This is a genomic window from Marinobacter santoriniensis NKSG1, from assembly GCF_000347775.1.
Lineage (GTDB): Bacteria > Pseudomonadota > Gammaproteobacteria > Pseudomonadales > Oleiphilaceae > Marinobacter > Marinobacter santoriniensis.
On sequence record NZ_APAT01000024.1, the window covers coordinates 1 to 18142 of the forward strand.

The window sequence follows — 18142 nt, forward strand, 5'->3', positions numbered from 1 at the left end:
TTCGGGGTCAACCCGCTGTCAGGCGATTCAGCTGAATGCCTGGATGCCGGTCTGGCCGCGTCCGAGGATCAGCGCGTGGACATCGTGCGTGCCCTCGTAGGTGTTCACGGCCTCCAGGTTCATCACATGGCGGATGACGTGGTATTCATCGGCAATGCCGTTGCCGCCGTGCATGTCCCGGGCAACCCGGGCGATATCCAGTGCCTTGCCGCAGTTATTGCGCTTGAGCAGTGACACCGCATCCGGTGTCGCGATGCCCGCGTCCATCATCCGGCCCAGTTGCAGAACGGACTGCAGACCGATGGTGATTTCCGTCTGCATATCCACCAGCTTCTTCTGGATCAGCTGGTTGGCAGCCAGCGGCTTGCCGAACTGCTTGCGCTCCAGCGTGTAGTTGCGGGCCGCGTGCCAGCAGAATTCGGCGGCGCCCAGGGCACCCCAGCTGATGCCGAACCGGGCCTTGTTCAGGCAGCTCAATGGGCCTTTCAGTCCCTCGACCTGCAGCTTGTTTTCCTCGGGCACGAAGACTTCATCCATAAAGATGGAGCCGGTGTCGGAGGCGCGCAGCGAGAACTTGCCCTGGATCTTCGGCGTGTCGAGGCCCTTCGCGCCTTCCCGTTCAATCACAAAGCCGGTGACCGTGCCGTCGAGCTTGGCCCAGACCACACAGACGTCGGCGATGGGTGAATTGGTGATCCAGGTCTTGGAGCCACTGAGCAGGTAGCCGCCGTCGACCTTTTTGGCCCGGGTTTCCATGCCACCCGGATCGGACCCGTGGTTGGGTTCAGTCAGACCGAAGCACCCCACCATCTCGCCCGAAGCCAGTTTTGGCAGGATGCGCTTTTTCAGCGCTTCCTGGCCATAGGAGAAGATCGGGTACATGACCAGGGAGGACTGGACGCTGAGCGCTGAACGGTACGCTGAATCAACCCGTTCCACTTCACGGGCTATCAGGCCGTAACAGACGTGGTTGAGCCCGGGCCCGCCGTATTCCTCCGGCAGGGTTGCACCGAGCATACCCAGCTCGCCCATTTCGTTGAAGATGGTGCGATCGAATTTCTCGTGCCGGTTGGCTTCGATGATGCCCGGCATCAGGCGCTGGTCACAGAAGCTGCGAATGCTGTCCCGGACCTGGCGTTCGGTTTCGTCCAGTTGTTGATCAAAGTTGAGCAGGTCGTCCCAAGGTGCGGAAGCCATACATGTTCTCCTGAAAATTAGTTGGAAACCCGTTCGATAACGGCGGCAATGCCCTGACCGACGCCAATGCACATGCTGACCAGGGCGTAGCGGCCGCCGCTGCGTTCCAGTTGGCGAAGGGCTGTCAGGGCGATGCGGGCGCCGGAAGCGCCCAGCGGATGGCCAACGGCGATAGCGCCGCCGTTGGGGTTGAGTCGGCTGTCGGATGGATCAATTCCCAGTTTCGTCGCACAACCGAGTACCTGCGCGGCAAACGCCTCGTTGATTTCGATAACGTCCATATCAGCCAGGGCAAGCCCGGCCCGAGCCAGGGCTTTCTCGCTGGCGGGTACCGGACCATAGCCCATCACCCGGGGTGGAACACCGGCGATAGCCGCAGACACGATGCGGGCGCGAGGGACAATACCCGCTTTTTCGCCCGCTTCCCTCGAACCGATCAGGAGGGCCGCCGCGCCGTCGTTGATGCCGGACGCATTGCCGGCGGTAACAACCCCGCCTTCGAACAGGGGGCGCAGGCCGGACAGGGCCTCAAGATTGGATTGGGGGCGTGGGTGTTCGTCATGCTCGACGCTCAACGGGGGCTTTTTACGACCCTGGGGCACGTCGATGGGCAGGATCTCGCCCTCAAAGAAGCCGGTGCGCCGGGCCGCCTCATAACGGGCCTGACTCTGGGCGGCAAAGCGGTCGACCAGATCCCGGCTGAGATTCAGTTCCCGGGCAATGTTGTCGGCGGTTTCCGGCATGGTGTCTGACCCGAACTCGCGTTCGATACGCGGGTTCGGAAAGCGGGCACCAATCGTGCTGTCGAAGGCACGGAAGTCGCGGCTGAAAGGCGTTTCGCCCTTGGCCATGACGAACGGGGCGCGGCTCATGCTCTCTGCACCGCCGGCGACGAACAGTTCGCCTTCCTGGCACCGTACCGCACGGGCCGCATCGATAATGGCTGCCAGTCCGGAGCCACAGAGGCGGTTGACCGTCAGTCCGCCGGTTTCCACCGGAAGACCGGCGAGCAGGCCGGCGTGCCGGGCCGGGTTGCGGGCGTCTTCGCCAGCCTGGTTGGTGCAGCCGGCAATGACGTCTTCATAGGCATCCGGCGCAAAGTCATTCCGTTCCACCAGGGCCTTGATGACGTGACCGAGAAGGTCATCCGGACGAACCCTGGCAAGGGCGCCCGCGTGACGGCCGAAGGGGGTCCTCAGACCATCATATATGTACGCGCTCATAGGGAATCCCTCATGCAATTCTGGGCAGGCGAGAACGGGAGGGTCGGAGTTGCGCTGCCACTTGTGCTAATATGATTTCGACAAGCGAAACCAAGTTTTGTAAAACGGTTGGAAAAGACTAATCTGCACGTATGGGAAATGCAAGCAGTGTTAAACGGTGAACCGGAGCCCGCCTTATGAGCAAGGCGTTACAATGGCTGCTGACACTCGCGGTCCTCCTGGAGCTGCTGGCAATCGGCTCCGGTGTTCGCGCGGTCAGCGAGATTGCCGGTGTTCTGGTGGTGCTGGCTTTCCTGGCGGCGCTTCCACGCCTCAATGGTTATGCCCGTGCCCTGTTTTTGCTGTCCCTGGCAACGCTCATGGTGGTCGGAATTGCCGGGCACCTGACTCCGGAGCAATGGTTCAAGGCCTCTGCGGACGCCGCATTCTATGCGGCATTTCTTGGCAGTCTCGGCATGATGCAGTGCCTGGTCCGGCGGTTTGAGGTTTTGCGCCGTATTCATGATGTCCTGTTAGGGGGGAGAGCCTTCTGGCTGTACCCCAAATACGCCCTCGTGAGTTGTGGTGTGGCATCCGTTCTGAGTTTCGGAATGATGAGTCTCCTGTGTGGCACGCTCTCGGAGACGCTGAGGGAGAGGGGGATTGAGGGCGGATCCCGATTGATCTGGCTTCGGAGCGTCCTTATCAGTGCACTGCGGGGGTTTGCCCTGGTTCCCCTGGTGGCTCCGACCAGCGTCGCTGTGGCCATCCTCACGAGAGAATTACCACAGCTGAGCTGGTCGCAGCTGTTGCCTTACGGTGCGGTGTCCGCCTTATTGCTGGTTCTGATTGGCTGGTTTCTGGAGCATCGCCGTTTTCGGCAGATCAGTGGTGAACGAATGGTGCTCGATGCCTGGCCGACGGGCACCGCAAAGCTGCTCGTTCTGTTGACCATCGTTTTTGCGTTGATGGCGCTGCTGGTTTTGCTGACCGGATTCAAGGTGTCGGTGGCCGCCATGTTTGCGGTTCCGGCAGTCACCCTCCTTTATATGGCCATTGAGAGCGGAACCCTGTCGGTTCTCGACGAAGCCGTCGGGCAGGTCGCCGGCATGGCGAATGAAATGGCGATCTTTGCCGCATCGGCCATTCTCGGGGTGGCCCTGTCGGCGATGATTCCGGCGGACTCCCTGCATGGCATTGTCGATTCCGGCGAAGGGGTGTTTTTGCTGGCGGTTATTGGATTGTTGATGCTGCCGCTCTTCTCCATGCTCGGTGTGATTCCGATTACGGTGCTCAGTGTCCAGGCGGGACTGCTGCCCGCACTGGTGGCGGATGGGCTGGACCCTCTGGTCATCGCCGTAGCGCTTGTGATCGGGTTTTCCCTGGCCATGATGCTGTCGCCATTTGGTCCTTCGGTCATGCTGTTGTCGCGGTTTGGGCAGGTATCCCGCTGGATTGTGGCGTTCCGCTGGAACGGAGTGTTTGTGTTGATCGCACTGCCCGTACTGGCCGTCTGGACTGCATTGGTGCTGCTCTGGTTATCCTGATAACCGTTTCGGCTCACCAATTGGGAAAGGTGCAGGCCTAAAAATTCCGACCAGCAAAATGAAATATCGAAAAAGTGGGCAAAAATCGCACGTGTGTACCGCTAAGCGAGTCTTATTTTGAAACATAACGCCAGAGTGTTTCACATTTGGCACGACTTTTGAAAAGAGTTGCTGGCACTTGAGTTGTTCAATGATTAAAATAACGCATCTTTGGTTATTCATAATACTAATATCCCGGTTACCGGATCAGGCTAAGCTGCTGGAGGCGCCCGAATATGGCAAAAGCAAACATTGATTCACCAGAATTACGGGTGGCGTCCGGCGATGGCGTACCGGTAAAGCCGGAGAAGGATCGCAAGTTTGTGGAGGCGCTCTCGCGCGGGCTGGACGTCCTCAGGGCCTTCAGTCAGGGATCCGTGATTCTGGGAAACCAGGACATCGCCCGGATTACCGGTCTGCCAAAACCGACTGTGTCGCGGATGACTTACACGCTGACCAAGCTGGGGTACCTCAGTTACAACACCCAGCTGGAAAAATACCAGTTGAGCTCAGGGGTTCTGGCACTCGGTTACGCCTATGTCTCGAACCTGAAGGTGCGTCAGCTCGCCAAGCCCTATATGGATGAGTTCGCGCGCCAGACCAACATGTCCGTGGGGCTGACCTGCCGCGACCGTCTTCACATGATTTACGTGGAGAACCGCCTGCCGCCAGAAGCGTCCCTGCTCCGCATGGAAATCGGGCTGAAACTGCCCATGGCCACGACATCCGCCGGGCGTGCTTACTACTGCGCCATCAGCGACAATGGTCGTAAGCTGATTGACGAATCCATGGAGGCAAAATACGGAGATTCCTGGCCCGAGAAGAAGGCCGGTCTGGAGCAGGCCATGCAGGATTACAAAGAGCATGGTTTCTGCCTGTCCCTGGGAGAGTGGGACCGGAACATCAACTCTGCCGGCGTGCCCATCCATCTGCAGGATGGCACCATCATGGCGCTGACCTGTGCCGCCCCGTCCTATCTGGTGTCGGCTGAAAAGCTCCGTGAATCGGTGGCTCACCAGTTGGCAATGCTGGCCGGGGATATTGAATCCCTGGGGGTCTGAGCGTCATTTGCTGATGTGGACATAAAAAGGGGCAGCCCGGTCAGGCTGCCCCTTTTTATTTATACGACCACCATTCAGATCGCGCTACAGTCACCCATGAAGTCCGTGCGGTTGCTGTCCGAGAACTGGCATCCGTACTTGGACTGGGACACCTGTGAGGCATCCAGTACATTGTCTCCCGCCGGTTTGGACCCCGTGTTTACCCAGTTGACCAGGTCGCTGAAGGCCTGAGACTCTTCCGCCTCGGTAAAGTTGCAGTGCAGTGGCTCCCGGATGGCGCGCTGGACCAGCAGGTTGTCGCTGCCATTGGCGATCGCACGTTTGCGATACAGCTGTTCGTGCACAAACGGAACATACAGATCGCCCAGTCCGTGCAGGGTCAGTACCGGCACCGAGAACTGGCCGTTTACGCGAGGGATGTAGCGCAGGCCGTCCGCCTGTGGTGCGTTGGCCATTGGGTCCCCTTCGACTCTCAGGATGGTGTTGTTGAAGGTGTTTTCCTCTGCGGAGCGGGTCGGATCGTTGTCCAGCTGATAGAAGGTATCCATGTTGCCGCTCAGGTCGCGGCTGAGGATGCCGTTGACGGTGCCGTCACGTCCACCCGTTCCCATCACTACGTTGTAGTAGCCGCCGCGGAATCCAGCCTGGAAGACCGGACGATCACCCCCGGTGAGGTTTCTCACGATGGCTTCAAGCTTCTGGCCCTCGGCCGTTGGCACTCCTTGTTGAGCGAATGAGGGCGCAGTGGTCCACAGCACGCTGTCAATCGCGGCCTGGTCGAAATCGGCCGGGTAACTGTCGGGGCCAAGGCCTGCTGCGTGCTGGGCGGCAAAGGTAAAGTCGAGCAGGTAGTCAAACTCGTAGGTGCCGCCGACAACCCCGCACATGGGCATGGAGCCGCCGTAATACACCTTGTTCCGCGCCGACGAGAGTGTTTCCTGCTCCACAGCCGCCGCAGCGATGTGACCACCCATGGAGTGGCCGATAATAAAGGTCTGGTGAGGGGCTGCCAGGGTGCGGCCATTGGCCTTGGCGATGTCGGTAAATTTCAGGGCCAGTTCGTTGGTGTCTTCGACACCGACCTGCACGTCGTAGTAGTTCTTGCTGTAGCTGGATGCGGCCCAGGCATAATTGTTCTGGATCAGCCAGCTGCGGATGGCGGGATTGCTCACGGTAAGGTCTTCGCCCGTGCCGCGATAGCCATGGGCGTACATCACGAGAACCCCGTTCCAGTTATCGGGAACTTCCACCCGGTAGCCGGCTCCGTTATCCATGACGCCCCACCAGGTGTCGGTGGTGGTTCCGGTCTCGGATTCGAATTCCAGGCTTGCCGGATCGACCGCGAACGATCGGGTATCCTGATCGCGGGCCGGCTCGGATTGGTCTGTTACAGTGGTGGATTCATTGTTGCTGCCACCACAGGCGGTCAGCGCCAGCGTGGAAGCCAGGGCAGTCGCCCACAGGGCGTGCTTTGAGATAGGCATGTTTCAGTCCTTTGTTTGAAGTGGTCCCTCGAAAAGGCCGCTTCATTGTTTTTGTGGTTTTTGGTTTTGCATGGCAGAACAATATGCTGCCATGGCAAAAAATTAAGGCACTTAAGTCCTGATAAGTCAAGAATGGTACTGATTTGCAGTATCTGATTTCGTGGAACTCAAATTTGGTTGAAAATCGAAGAAAACCCGTAGTACATTGATCCTAGTTTCGCACCATAAAACTAGATTTCGAAAAAACATAAACGTCGACGATGCTTGCACTGTCTGGTGCTGGGTTGCATGGTCGACGCCTGTATCCGGTTTACTGAAGGAGGCTCTATGTCGGACGTCGTTACCTATTCCCGTGAACAAAGCAGCGGTGTCATCACCGTGAACTATCCGCCGGTGAATGCCCTCAGCCATGCGGTCCGCTCCGGGCTGCTTGCCGCTCTGGAACAGGGCCAGAAAGATGCCGAAGCCAAGGTGCTGCTTCTGGTTTGCGAAGGCCGGACCTTCATTGCCGGTGCCGATATCCGCGAGTTCGGCAAGCCCATGCAGGAGCCGGGCCTGCCCGAAGTGGTCAATACCTTTGAGAGCAGCGACAAGCCGATTGTGGCCGCCATTCACGGTACGGCCCTTGGTGGCGGTCTGGAAACGGCCCTGGGGTGTCACTACCGGGTTGCCCTGAGCAGTGCCAAGGTCGGGCTGCCGGAGGTGAAGCTGGGGCTGCTGCCCGGCGCCGGTGGCACCCAGCGCCTGCCGCGTCTGACCGGCGCCCAGAAAGCGCTCGAAATGATCACGACCGGTGAGTTTGTGGGTGCAAAAGACGCCCTGGCACTGGGTATTGTCGATGCCGTCGAGGATGGTTCAGACATTCGCGCCGCCGGCCTCGCGTTTGCCAACAAGCTGGCTGACGAGGGCAAGCCGGTCCGTCGTGTTCGTGACATCACCGACAAGATCGATGCCGAGAAAGGCAGTGACGTGTTCAATCAGTTCCGTGAAGGTCTGAAAAAGCGCGCCCGCGGCCTGTTCTCTCCGTTCAAGTGCGTGGATGCGGTGGAAGCGGCCTTCAACCTGCCGTTCGACGAAGGCATGAAGCGCGAGCGTGAGCTTTTCATGGAGTGCATGGAGTCGCCCCAGCGCGCCGGATTGATCCATTCGTTCTTTGCCGAGCGGGAAGTGTCCAAGGTCAAGGGGCTGTCCAAGGATACCCCGGTCCGTGATGTGAAAACCGTGGGTGTGATCGGTGCCGGCACCATGGGCGGTGGTATTGCCATGAACTTCGCCAACGTCGGGATTCCGGTCACCATGGTGGAAGTGAAACAGGAAGCCCTGGACAAGGGCCTGGCGATCATCCGTCGCAACTACGAGAACTCCGCCAAGAAGGGCAAGCTGACCCAGGAGCAGGTGGAAGAGCGGATGTCGCTGATTACACCGAGCCTGACCTACGACGACTTCAAGGACGTCGATCTGGTGATCGAGGCGGTGTTCGAGAACATGGCCATCAAGAAAGAGATCTTCAGCAAGCTGGATGCGGTCTGCAAGCCGGGTGCGATCCTGGCGTCCAATACCTCTACCCTGGACATTGATGAGATCGCCTCCGCCACCAAGCGTCCGGAAGATGTGGTGGGCATGCACTTCTTCAGCCCGGCCAACGTCATGAAGCTGCTGGAGAACGTCCGCGGCGAGAAGACCTCTGACGAGGTGAAGGCCACCGTGATGGCGGTTGCCAAGAAGATTAAAAAGGTGGGTGTCCTGGTGGGCAACTGCCACGGTTTCGTGGGCAACCGGATGCTGCACAAGCGCGGTGCCGAAGCCATGTCACTGGTGAATGAAGGTGCCACGCCGCAGCAGGTGGACAAGGTGCTGACCGATCTGGGCTACCCGATGGGGCAGTTCGCCATGTCGGACCTGGCCGGTATTGATGTCGGCTACCGCATCCGCGAGGAGCGCCGGAATGCGGGTGAGCACGTGGAGCCGAGCTGGATGGACAAGCTGGCCGAGCAGAACCGCCTTGGCCAGAAGACCCAGGCCGGTGTCTACCGCTACGAGGAAGGCAGCCGCAAGCCGATCCCGGATCCCGAGGTTGACAAGCTGATCGAGGAATTCCGTAAGGAGCAGGGCATTACGCCGCGGGAGATTTCCGATCAGGAGATTCTCGAGCGTTGCATGTACGTGATGATCAACGAGGGCGCGAAGATCCTGGAAGAGGGCATCGCGGACCGGTCGCTGGATATCGACATTGTCTGGATCTACGGCTATGGCTTCCCGGCCTACCGTGGTGGTCCCATGTTCTGGGCCGATCAGCTGGGCCTGGACACCATTCTGGAGGCCGTGAAGACCTATCAGGACACCGTGGGTGGTGAGCAGTGGAAGCCGGCGGCGTTGCTGGAGAAGCTGGTTGCTGAGGGTAAGACGTTCGGGGATCTCTGATTACTCGGGACTCAACTCGGGGGCGGGTCGCGGGGCGGGAACCCTTTTCCTTTGGGAAAAGAACTCGCTTCGCTCAGACATCTTTTTCCCGGCGGAAAAGGGTTCCCGCCCCGCGACCGACAGAATTTTGAATTCGGGTTGGAACGGGCTGCAATGAGACGCCGTACAACCCATTCGACCATATGAGGACGTTTGTTATGTCTGATGCCGTTATTGTTTCCACTGCCCGCACCGGTCTGGGCAAATCCTATCGGGGTGCACTGAATAACTCCCACAGCGTGGATATAGCCGGTCATGTGATCCAGCACGCGGTTCAGCGTGCCGGTATTGATCCGGCGATTGTCGAGGATGTCATTCTCGGTGCGACTTTCCACGAAGGCGCCCAGGGCAAGAACATGGCTCGCCTGGCGGCAATTCGTGCCGGGCTGCCGGTGACCACCGCCGGTCTGTCCATCAACCGTTTCTGCAGCTCCGGTCTGCAGTCCATCGCCATCGCGGCCCAGCGTGTGGTGTCCGAGAAGGTGCCGGCGATGGTTGCCGGTGGCGTGGAGTCCATCTCTCTGGTCCAGAACGACAAGCTGAACAGCTTCCATGCCACCAATGAGTGGCTGATGAAGCACAAGCCCGAGCTGTATCTGTCCATGATCGAGACTGCGGACATCGTGGCCCAGCGTTATAACGTGAGCCGGGAAGCCCAGGATGAGTACGCGCTGATTTCCCAGCAGCGGACCGCCGCGGCCCAGGAAGCCGGCAAGTTTGACGATGAGATCGTGCCCTACGACACCACCATGCTGGTGAAGGACAAGGAGACCGGCGAGGTCAGCCAGAAGGATGTCACGCTGACCCGTGACGAGTGCAACCGTCCGAACACCACGCTGGAAGGTCTGCAGGGGCTGGATCCGGTTCGGGGTGAAGGCAACTTCGTGACGGCGGGTAACGCCAGTCAGCTGTCCGACGGCGCGTCGGTCTGTACGGTGATGAACAGCACCTACGCCGAGAAGAACAACATTGAGCCCATGGGTATCTTCCGCGGCTTTGCCGTTGCCGGTTGTGAGCCGGATGAGATGGGTATCGGCCCCGTGTTCGCCATTCCCCGTCTGCTTGAGCGCACCGGCCTGACCATGGACGACATCGATCTGTGGGAGCTGAACGAAGCCTTTGCGTCCCAGGTGGTCTACTGCCGTGACCGGTTGGGCATCCCGATGGACAAGCTGAACGTTAACGGCGGCTCCATCGCTGTCGGACATCCCTACGGTGTAACCGGCTCCCGTCTGACCGGCCACGCCCTGATCGAGGGCAAGCGCCGCGGCGCCAAGTACGTGGTGGTGACCATGTGCATCGGCGGTGGCCAGGGCGCTGCCGGTCTGTTCGAAGTGGTATAACGGAGGGGCGTCGCCATGCAGCAGAAAATCGTCAATCCCGGTGATCTGGCCTTCCAGCTGTACGAACTGCACGATGTGGAAAGTGTCCTGAGGTTTGATCGGTATGCGGATCACAGTCGCGAGACGCTGCAGGCGGCGCTTGACCTTGCGTTGAAGGTCGCGGCCGAGGAGTTTGCGCCTCACGCGCGGCTGGTGGACGAAGAAGAGCCCACCTTTGAGAACGGCCGGGTGGAAATGCGCCCGGAGGTTCGCAAGGCGCTGGATGTTCTCAAAGGCACCGGCCTGATGGCGGCCAGTCAGGACTACGAGCGTGGCGGTATGCAACTGCCAGCGGCTGTAGCCCAGATGTGTGTGGGCATGCTGAAAGGGGCCAATGTGGGGACCCAGGGCTATGCCGGCCTCACCATCGCGGCTGCCAACCTGATCCTGGCCCACGGCAGTGATGAACAGAAAAGCCGTTACGCCGAGCAGATGCTGGCGGGGCGGTTCTTCGGCACCATGTGCCTGACCGAACCCCACGCCGGGTCTTCCCTGGGCGATCTGCGGACTCGCGCGGAACCTCGGGCGGACGGAAGCTATCGCCTGTTCGGCAACAAGATCTACATCTCCGGTGGCGATCACGAACTCAGTGACAATATCGTCCATATGGTGCTTGCGCGCCTCCCGGATGCGCCCGCGGGGGTCAAGGGGATCTCCCTGTTTCTGGTGCCCAAGATCCTGGTCAATGAAGACGGCAGCCTGGGTGAACGGAACGATGTCGCGCTGGCCGGCCTGATCCACAAGATGGGGTACCGGGGAACCACCTCCACCATGCTCAATTTTGGTGAGAAGGACGGTGCCGTCGGTTATCTGGTTGGCCAGCCGCATCAGGGCCTGGCGGCCATGTTTCACATGATGAACGAGGCCCGCATCGGCGTGGGTCTGGGTTCGGTAATGTTGGGATATACCGGCTACCTGCATGCGCTGGATTACGCCCGCGAACGTCGGCAGGGGCGGCCGGTGGGCGAGAAAGATCCGCAAAGTCCCCAGGTTCCGTTGATTCGCCACGCCGATATCCGCCGCATGCTGCTGGCCCAGAAGGCCTATGTAGAGGGTGGACTGGCGTTATGCCTGCAGGGCGCGATGCTGGTGGACGAGAAAAAATTTGCCGAGACCGGGGAACAGCGGGAGCTGGCGGCCGGTCTTCTCGACCTGCTTACGCCGGTCATCAAGTCCTGGCCATCGCGATACTGCCTGGAGGCCAACAGTCTGGCGATCCAGGTGCACGGTGGTTATGGCTATACCCGGGAGTACCCGGTCGAGCAGTTCTATCGGGATAACCGGCTGAATCCGATTCACGAGGGCACCCACGGTATCCAGGGGCTGGACCTGCTCGGGCGCAAGGTATCGCTGGCAGGCGGTCGCTTCTACCAGGCCCTGATGGACCGTATCGAAACGTCGATTGGCGAGGCCCGTCAGCACCCGCGCCTGACCGATAATGCCGATCGGCTGGAGCGTGCCGTCCGCGCGATGGCCGAGGCAACCGACGCCATCAATGCCGAAAAATCCGGCGGAGACAAAGAGCAGGCGCTGGCCAATGCCACCTTGTACCTGGATGCTTTCGGTCAACTGGTGGTTGGCTGGCTCTGGTTGCGTCAGGGTATCCGGGCGCTCGCCGGGCTGGCGGGTGACGGTGAGCAGACAGCGGGGTTCTATGAAGGTAAGTTAAGGGCCTGTGACTATTTTGCCCGTTACGAATTACCTGGGGTCCTGCACACGGCCGAGTTGCTGAAAGCGGTCGATACAACCGCCCTGAATATGGCCGACGAGGAATTCTAGAAAGCCGAACACGACAACAACGTCAACAAAACAAGGGGAGTACAGATGGACAGACAAGCCAAAGCGGTGGTCTGCCGGGAATGGGGCAAGCCCGTCCAGGTCGAGACCATCACCGTCGAGGGCCCCAAACGGGGCGAAATCACCATCAAGATTGCGGCCTGTGGTGTCTGCCACAGCGATCTGTCCGCCACCACGGGCAAGATCCAGTATCCGCCTCCCCTGGTCCTGGGTCATGAAGCCGCCGGTGTTGTGATCGAAGTGGGCGAGGGCGTGACCGAATTCAAGGAAGGCGACCATGTGGTCAGCTCTTTCATCTCCATGTGTGGCAAGTGCAGCCAGTGCGTCCGCGGACGTCCGGTTCTTTGTGAAAACGCCAGAAAAGCCATGTTTACCCTGCCGGACGGAACCGTGCGCACCAAAGACGCCAACGGCGAGCCTCTGAACGTGTTCGGGGCCTGTGGTGTGATGGCCGAGTACGCCACCATGCACGTCGATAACTGCGTCAAGGTGGACCAGTCGGTACCCATGCAGAATGCCGCGCTGGTCGGCTGTGCCGTCATGACCGGTGTCGGGGCGGTGTTCAATACCGCAAAGCTGGAGCCGGGCTCCCGGGCCGCGGTCTTCGGTATTGGCGGTGTCGGCCTGAACGCGATCCAGGGTTGTGCCACCGCCGGTGCCGAGATGATTGTGGCGGTCGACAGTAACCCGAAAAAACTGGAAATGGCCCGGGAATTTGGCGCGACCCATACCGTCGATATCAACGAGGTCGAGGACGCTGCCAAGGCGGTGAAGAAGCTCACGGGTGGTGTCGACTATGCCTTTGAATGCGTCGGAGCGGGACCGGTCGTCGAGCAGGCCTACAAGAGCCTGGGCCGCGGCGGCACCGCCGTCGTGGTGGGCGTGGCCGATCCGAAGGACAAGACGTCGCTCACCACCCTGACGCTGCCTGCCGACGAGAAGACCCTCAAGGGCAGCTGGCTGGGCTCGGCCCGCCCGCAGCACGATTTCCCGCGCATCCTTGGGCTTTACAAGGCCGGTAAACTGAAGCTGGACGAACTCATCACCCGCACCTATCCGATCGAGGACGCCGCCCAGGCATTCGATGATATGGTGGCGGGCAAGAACGCCCGGGGCGTGATCGTGTTCGAATGAACACCCTGGCGGACAGAGACTGATCAAGGGGAACCTTATGAATGATCTGAGCAAGAATTACATCAATGGCGAATGGGTCGCGTGGTCTGGTGAGACCATCGACGTCCACGAATCCGGCACGGGCGAGGTGATTGCACGGGTACCGGCCTCCGGTCGCGAGGAAATGGAACAGGCCGTGGCCGCGGCTGATGCCGCATTTGAGTCCTGGTCCGAAAGCACGCTGGAACAGCGGATCAAGGTATTGGAGCAGCTCCACGCCGGACTGAAGGAGCGGGCGCCGGAGATTGCCGAGACCGTGTGCCGGGAAGTGGGCATGCCGATCAAGCTGGCCACAGCCATTCAGGCGGGTATGCCGGCCACCGTTACCAAGACCTACCTGAAAATGCTCCCGGACTTTCCGTTTACCGAGCAGTCCGGTAACTCCGAAGTGCAGTACGCCCCGGTCGGTGTGGTCGGCTGCATCACACCGTGGAACTATCCGCTGCACCAGGTGATCCTGAAGATTGTTCCGGCCATCGCCGCCGGCTGCACGGTGGTCCTCAAGCCGTCGGAAATCGCGCCCCAGAGTGCCTACATCCTGGCGGACATTCTGGATGGCACCGACCTCCCCAAAGGTGTGTTCAACCTGGTCTGCGGCCTCGGCCATACCGTGGGCGACACGCTGATCAAGCATCCTGACGTGCGCATGGTGTCGTTCACCGGTTCCACCCGGACCGGTCATCTTATTGCCCATGCGGCGGCGGACGACTTCAAGCGAATTGCCCTGGAAATGGGGGGCAAATCCGCCTCGGTTGTGCTTCCGGATGCGGATCTGGCGGCGGCGGTCAAAGGGACGGTCAACAACTGTCTGCTCAACTCGGGCCAGACCTGTACCGCACTGACCCGCCTGCTGGTGCCGGCTGACAAGCACGACGAAGCCTGCGAACTGGCCGCTGCGGCCGTAGCCAAGATGACGCCCGGCAATCCGCTGGACGAAACCACACGCCTGGGCCCCCTGGCGTCGGGCCAGCAGCGCGACCGGGTCATCGACTACATCAAACTGGGCATCGAGGAAGGCGCCACCCTGGTAGCCGGTGGTCCCGAAGCGCCCGAGGGCTGTAATCCGGGCGGCTTCTTTGTCCGGCCAACGGTGTTTGGCAACGTCAAGCCGGATAGCCGGATTGCCCAGGAGGAAATCTTTGGCCCGGTGCTGAGCATTATTTCCTACACCGATGAGGCAGAGGCGATCCGCATCGCCAATGGCACGCCTTATGGCCTGTCCGGCGCCGTCTGGTCGGGCGATGCGGACCGCGCCAAGCGTGTGGCCGGCAAGCTCCGGACCGGACAGGTGTTCGTCAACGGCGGAGCCTTCAACCCGGTTGCGCCGTTCGGCGGTTTCGGCCATTCCGGCATCGGTCGTGAATTCGGCAAGTGGGGGCTGGAAGAGTTCCTGGAAGTCCGTTCACTTCAGCTTTAGAGCTTAAAGTGGGGTCAGATGAAAATTTCATCTGACCCCGACCTCGGAGGTTGAGGTCAGACCTTGCCGCCGAGCAGGATTCGCACGGCGGTACAGGCGTCCTCCAGCTCTTCTTCCCGGGGTTCCCGGCCGCCGAGAATATCACTGTACAGGCAGGATTCGGCGAGTCGGACCATGAAGTAGGACAGGCTCTCGATGTTCATGGGCGGGGTGATATAGCCCCGCGCCACCTGGTCCCGGAGAATCCGGGTGTTGGCCTCGACCGTGCGGGCCCGCAATGTCGACTGGGACGAGGTCAGGATCTTCAGGGCGTATTCTGGATCCTGATGAATGAAGCGTCGGAGCGGCTCGAAATGCAGCACGGTGGAGTTGATGTGCCGGTAGACGCCAACCACGAAGTCGATGCCGTGACCCGGTGTGATGGCGAGGGCTTCCTGGCGCAGCGGCTCGTAGAGGGACCAGAGCACCTCGCCGATCAGCAAATCCTTGTTGCCGACCCAGCGGAAGAGCGTGGCCCGCCCGATGTTCAACTCATCGGAAAGGGAGGCCAGGTGAATGCGTTCTCCCTTTAACCACATCCGTCGGGCACGTTTGAAGGCGTCTGCCGGTGTTGGCTTTGTTGTTGCTCTGGCTGTCACAGGAACCTCATAACACAGTTGCGAACCATTCTAACGACAAAACGGAAAACCCGCTATGAAGACAAGAATCACTGAACTGTTCGGCATCCGTTATCCCATCATCCAGGGCGGTATGCACCACGTGGGTTACGCCGAGTTGGCCTCAGCGGTCTCGAACGCTGGCGGACTGGGCATCATCACCGCGCTGACCCAGCCAACCCCGGAAGATCTCGCCAAAGAGATTGCCCGCTGTCACGAGATGACCGATCAGCCGTTCGGCGTCAATCTGACGTTTCTCCCGTCGTTCAAGGCGCCCCCCTATCCCGAATACATCGATGCCATCATCCAGGGCGGAGTGAAAGCGGTGGAAACCGCCGGGCGCAGCCCGGAACAGTACATGCCCCAGCTCAAGGCGGCGGGCATCAAGGTGATCCACAAGTGCACGTCGGTGCGCCATGCCCTGAAGGCTGAACGGATCGGTTGTGATGCGGCCAGCGTCGATGGCTTCGAGTGCGGCGGACACCCGGGCGAGGACGACATCCCCAACTTCATCCTGCTGCCCCGGGCGGCGGAGGAACTGACCATCCCGTTCGTGGCGTCCGGTGGTATGGCCGATGGCCGGAGCCTGGTGGCCGCCATGGCACTCGGTGCCGAGGGCATGAACATGGGGACCCGGTTCCTGGCCACAAAAGATGCGCCCATCCACGACAACGTGAAGCAGGCCATCCTGGAGGCGGATGAGCTCCAGACACGACTGATCATGCGTAACCTTCGCAACACCGAGCGGGTCATGAACAATGCCGCCGTGCAGGAAATCATCCGGATCGAACACGAGAAGGGCGAGGCGGAAACCATCGACGATATCCGGCATCTGGTGACCGGCGCCAAGGGACGTCTGGTGCTGCAGGAAGGCAAGATGGACGAAGCCGCCTGGAGTTGCGGTATGGTCGCTGGCCTGATTCACGATATTCCCACCTGCGATGAGCTGATCCGCCGGATCGTCGATGATGCCAACGCGATCGTTCACGAACGCCTGACCGGCTTTCTGGGAGGCTGAGCCATGAGCGGATTGTCGTTGCTGGCCGACGGTGGCTGTTTTTTCGAGGGCCCCCGCTGGCGTGATGGTCGCTGGTGGGTCTCCGATTTCTACCGTCACGGCGTCTTCACGGTGACGCCTGACGGCGAGATGGAAAAGGTCCTGGACATGCCCCAGCAGTCGTCCGGTCTAGGCTGGCTGCCGGACGGATCCTTGCTGGTGGTCTCCATGCTCGATCACAAGGTCCTGCGCCGGCGGCCCGATGGCGGTACAGAAATCTATGCCGACCTGAATGACCATGCCACCGGCCACGTCAACGATATGGTGGTTGCCGAGGACGGCACCGCCTGGGTCGGTAACTTCGGCTTCGACCTGATGGGTGGCGCGGATCTGGAACCGGCGACGCTGGTCCGGATCGACACCGATGGCACCGTCACCGCTGTTGCCGAGGACTTGTGGTTTCCGAACGGCATGGTCATTACCCCGGATAACCGCATGCTGGTCGTCGGCGAGACGTTCGGCAACTGCATGACGGCATTTACCATCGGCACGGACGGCGAGCTTTCCAATCGCCGTCCCTGGGCCGCCTTTGGTGAGCGTCCGGAGCGGGGACCCCGAAGGGATATGCTGAAGCAACTGGCGGTCGGGCCGGACGGCTGCTGTCTGGATGCCGAGGGCCAGATCTGGATTGCCGATGCGTTCAACCAGCGCTGCATCCGGGTGGCTGAAGGTGGCGAGATCACCGATGAGATTCGTGCCCCGGAAGGTCAGGGTGTGTTTGCCTGCATGCTCGGCGGTGAAGACGGCCGGACGCTGCTGCTGTGCTGCGCACCTGATTCTGCGGCGGGTCGTCGCAAGCAGGCCCGGGAGGCCGTCCTGATGACCGCCCGGGTAGCTGTGCCCCACGCTGGCCGGCCCTGAGTCGTATCCCCGGCATTGCGTATCTCTCCGGACGTGATCGTTTCGTGATATTTCTGGGCTAGACTCAGGAAAAGTCACGAAAAAGGAACGGGAGTCCGGGGAGACCATGACACGAACCGTACTGATCATCGAGGACAACCCCGGTATCGGCGAACTGGTGCGCATGCAGGTGGCTGATCTGGGCATGGAACCGGTCCTGGTGGATAACGGCGAGCAGGGCCTGGTCCGTTTTCGCCAGGGCGGTATCGATCTGGTCATCCTCGACCTGATGTTGCCTGGCATGGACGGACTGGCGGTCTGCCGTGACATCCGCGCTGGCCAGGGGTATGTGCCTGTGTTGATGCTCACCGCGAAGAGCACCGAGCTGGACCGTGTGCTGGGACTGGAAATGGGGGCCGATGACTACCTGACCAAACCGTTCAGCGTGGCGGAGCTGTCGGCCCGGATCAAGGCGCTGTTCCGCCGTGTGGATGCGCTCGCGGCCAGGGCCGAGGCGACGCCCGAGCCGGAGGAGATCGTCGTCGACGGGCTGCGCGTTGACCCGGTCCGGCGCCGGGTCACTGTCCGGGACCAGGAGGTGGAACTGACTGCCCGGGAGTTTGACCTGCTCTGGTATTTTGCCCGTCACCCGGGCCGTGTCTTCAGCCGGGCCCAACTGCTGGATGCGGTCTGGGGCTACAACCACGACGGCTACGAACACACCGTGAATACCCACATCAACCGGCTCCGTAACAAGATCGAGGCCGACCCGGCCGATCCACACTACGTCCAGACGGTCTGGGGCGTCGGCTACCGGTTCATGGACTGAG

Annotated in this window: 14 protein-coding genes; 10 read left to right on the plus strand and 4 right to left on the minus strand. The window is 60.7% G+C overall.

What is annotated here, in order from left to right; genetic code table 11:
- Nucleotides 1-27: 27 nt before the first annotated feature.
- Nucleotides 28-1197 carry an acyl-CoA dehydrogenase gene (locus MSNKSG1_RS15990; RefSeq protein WP_008940335.1) on the minus strand — a complete coding sequence of 390 codons (1170 nt, stop codon included), beginning with the start codon at nucleotides 1195-1197 and terminating at the stop codon, nucleotides 28-30.
- 17 nt (nucleotides 1198-1214) lie between these two features.
- Nucleotides 1215-2420 (minus strand): 3-oxoadipyl-CoA thiolase, encoded by a 1206-nt coding sequence (locus tag MSNKSG1_RS15995; protein ID WP_008940336.1) that lies wholly within the window; start codon nucleotides 2418-2420, stop codon nucleotides 1215-1217.
- A gap of 176 nt (nucleotides 2421-2596) precedes the next feature.
- Here MSNKSG1_RS15995 and MSNKSG1_RS16000 point away from each other — a divergent pair, with 176 nt between their 5' ends.
- Together MSNKSG1_RS16000 and MSNKSG1_RS16005 are read left to right on the plus strand one after the other, a co-directional pair.
- Entirely contained in the window at nucleotides 2597-3946 is a 1350-nt protein-coding gene (locus tag MSNKSG1_RS16000) for a hypothetical protein (RefSeq protein ID WP_008940337.1), read from the plus strand.
- Between the two features lie 275 nt (nucleotides 3947-4221).
- Complete coding sequence (locus tag MSNKSG1_RS16005) at nucleotides 4222-5046, plus strand: IclR family transcriptional regulator (protein ID WP_008940338.1); 825 nt, start codon at nucleotides 4222-4224, stop codon at nucleotides 5044-5046.
- A 74-nt stretch (nucleotides 5047-5120) separates the two neighbouring features.
- On the opposite strand, the gene MSNKSG1_RS16010 is transcribed toward MSNKSG1_RS16005, so the two are convergent.
- Entirely contained in the window at nucleotides 5121-6530 is a 1410-nt protein-coding gene (locus MSNKSG1_RS16010; protein WP_008940339.1) for an alpha/beta hydrolase family protein, read from the minus strand.
- Nucleotides 6531-6857: 327 nt separating this feature from the next.
- Here MSNKSG1_RS16010 and MSNKSG1_RS16015 point away from each other — a divergent pair, with 327 nt between their 5' ends.
- From MSNKSG1_RS16015 to MSNKSG1_RS16035, 5 genes are all read left to right on the plus strand, one after another.
- On the plus strand, nucleotides 6858-8951 hold the full coding sequence (locus MSNKSG1_RS16015) for a 3-hydroxyacyl-CoA dehydrogenase NAD-binding domain-containing protein (protein WP_008940340.1): 2094 nt from the start codon (nucleotides 6858-6860) through the stop codon (nucleotides 8949-8951).
- A gap of 197 nt (nucleotides 8952-9148) precedes the next feature.
- Nucleotides 9149-10333, plus strand: coding sequence for an acetyl-CoA C-acyltransferase (locus tag MSNKSG1_RS16020; RefSeq protein ID WP_008940341.1), 1185 nt, complete (start codon nucleotides 9149-9151; stop codon nucleotides 10331-10333).
- A 15-nt stretch (nucleotides 10334-10348) separates the two neighbouring features.
- Entirely contained in the window at nucleotides 10349-12151 is a 1803-nt protein-coding gene (locus MSNKSG1_RS16025; RefSeq protein ID WP_008940342.1) for an acyl-CoA dehydrogenase, read from the plus strand.
- 45 nt (nucleotides 12152-12196) lie between these two features.
- Complete coding sequence (locus MSNKSG1_RS16030) at nucleotides 12197-13303, plus strand: zinc-binding dehydrogenase (RefSeq protein ID WP_008940343.1); 1107 nt, start codon at nucleotides 12197-12199, stop codon at nucleotides 13301-13303.
- A 37-nt stretch (nucleotides 13304-13340) separates the two neighbouring features.
- On the plus strand, nucleotides 13341-14759 hold the full coding sequence (locus tag MSNKSG1_RS16035; protein WP_008940344.1) for an aldehyde dehydrogenase family protein: 1419 nt from the start codon (nucleotides 13341-13343) through the stop codon (nucleotides 14757-14759).
- Nucleotides 14760-14815: 56 nt separating this feature from the next.
- Here MSNKSG1_RS16035 and MSNKSG1_RS16040 read toward each other — a convergent pair whose 3' ends face one another.
- The gene (locus MSNKSG1_RS16040; RefSeq protein WP_040887015.1) at nucleotides 14816-15397 is read right to left on the minus strand and encodes a QsdR family transcriptional regulator; all 582 of its coding nucleotides are present in this window, start codon (nucleotides 15395-15397) and stop codon (nucleotides 14816-14818) included.
- A gap of 55 nt (nucleotides 15398-15452) precedes the next feature.
- On the opposite strand from MSNKSG1_RS16040, the gene MSNKSG1_RS16045 reads away from it, so the two are divergent.
- From MSNKSG1_RS16045 to MSNKSG1_RS16055, 3 genes are all read left to right on the plus strand, one after another.
- Complete coding sequence (locus MSNKSG1_RS16045; protein ID WP_008940346.1) at nucleotides 15453-16433, plus strand: NAD(P)H-dependent flavin oxidoreductase; 981 nt, start codon at nucleotides 15453-15455, stop codon at nucleotides 16431-16433.
- 3 nt (nucleotides 16434-16436) lie between these two features.
- Entirely contained in the window at nucleotides 16437-17333 is an 897-nt protein-coding gene (locus MSNKSG1_RS16050) for an SMP-30/gluconolactonase/LRE family protein (protein WP_008940347.1), read from the plus strand.
- Between the two features lie 106 nt (nucleotides 17334-17439).
- Nucleotides 17440-18141, plus strand: coding sequence for a response regulator transcription factor (locus MSNKSG1_RS16055; protein ID WP_008940348.1), 702 nt, complete (start codon nucleotides 17440-17442; stop codon nucleotides 18139-18141).
- Nucleotide 18142: the final 1 nt, after the last annotated feature.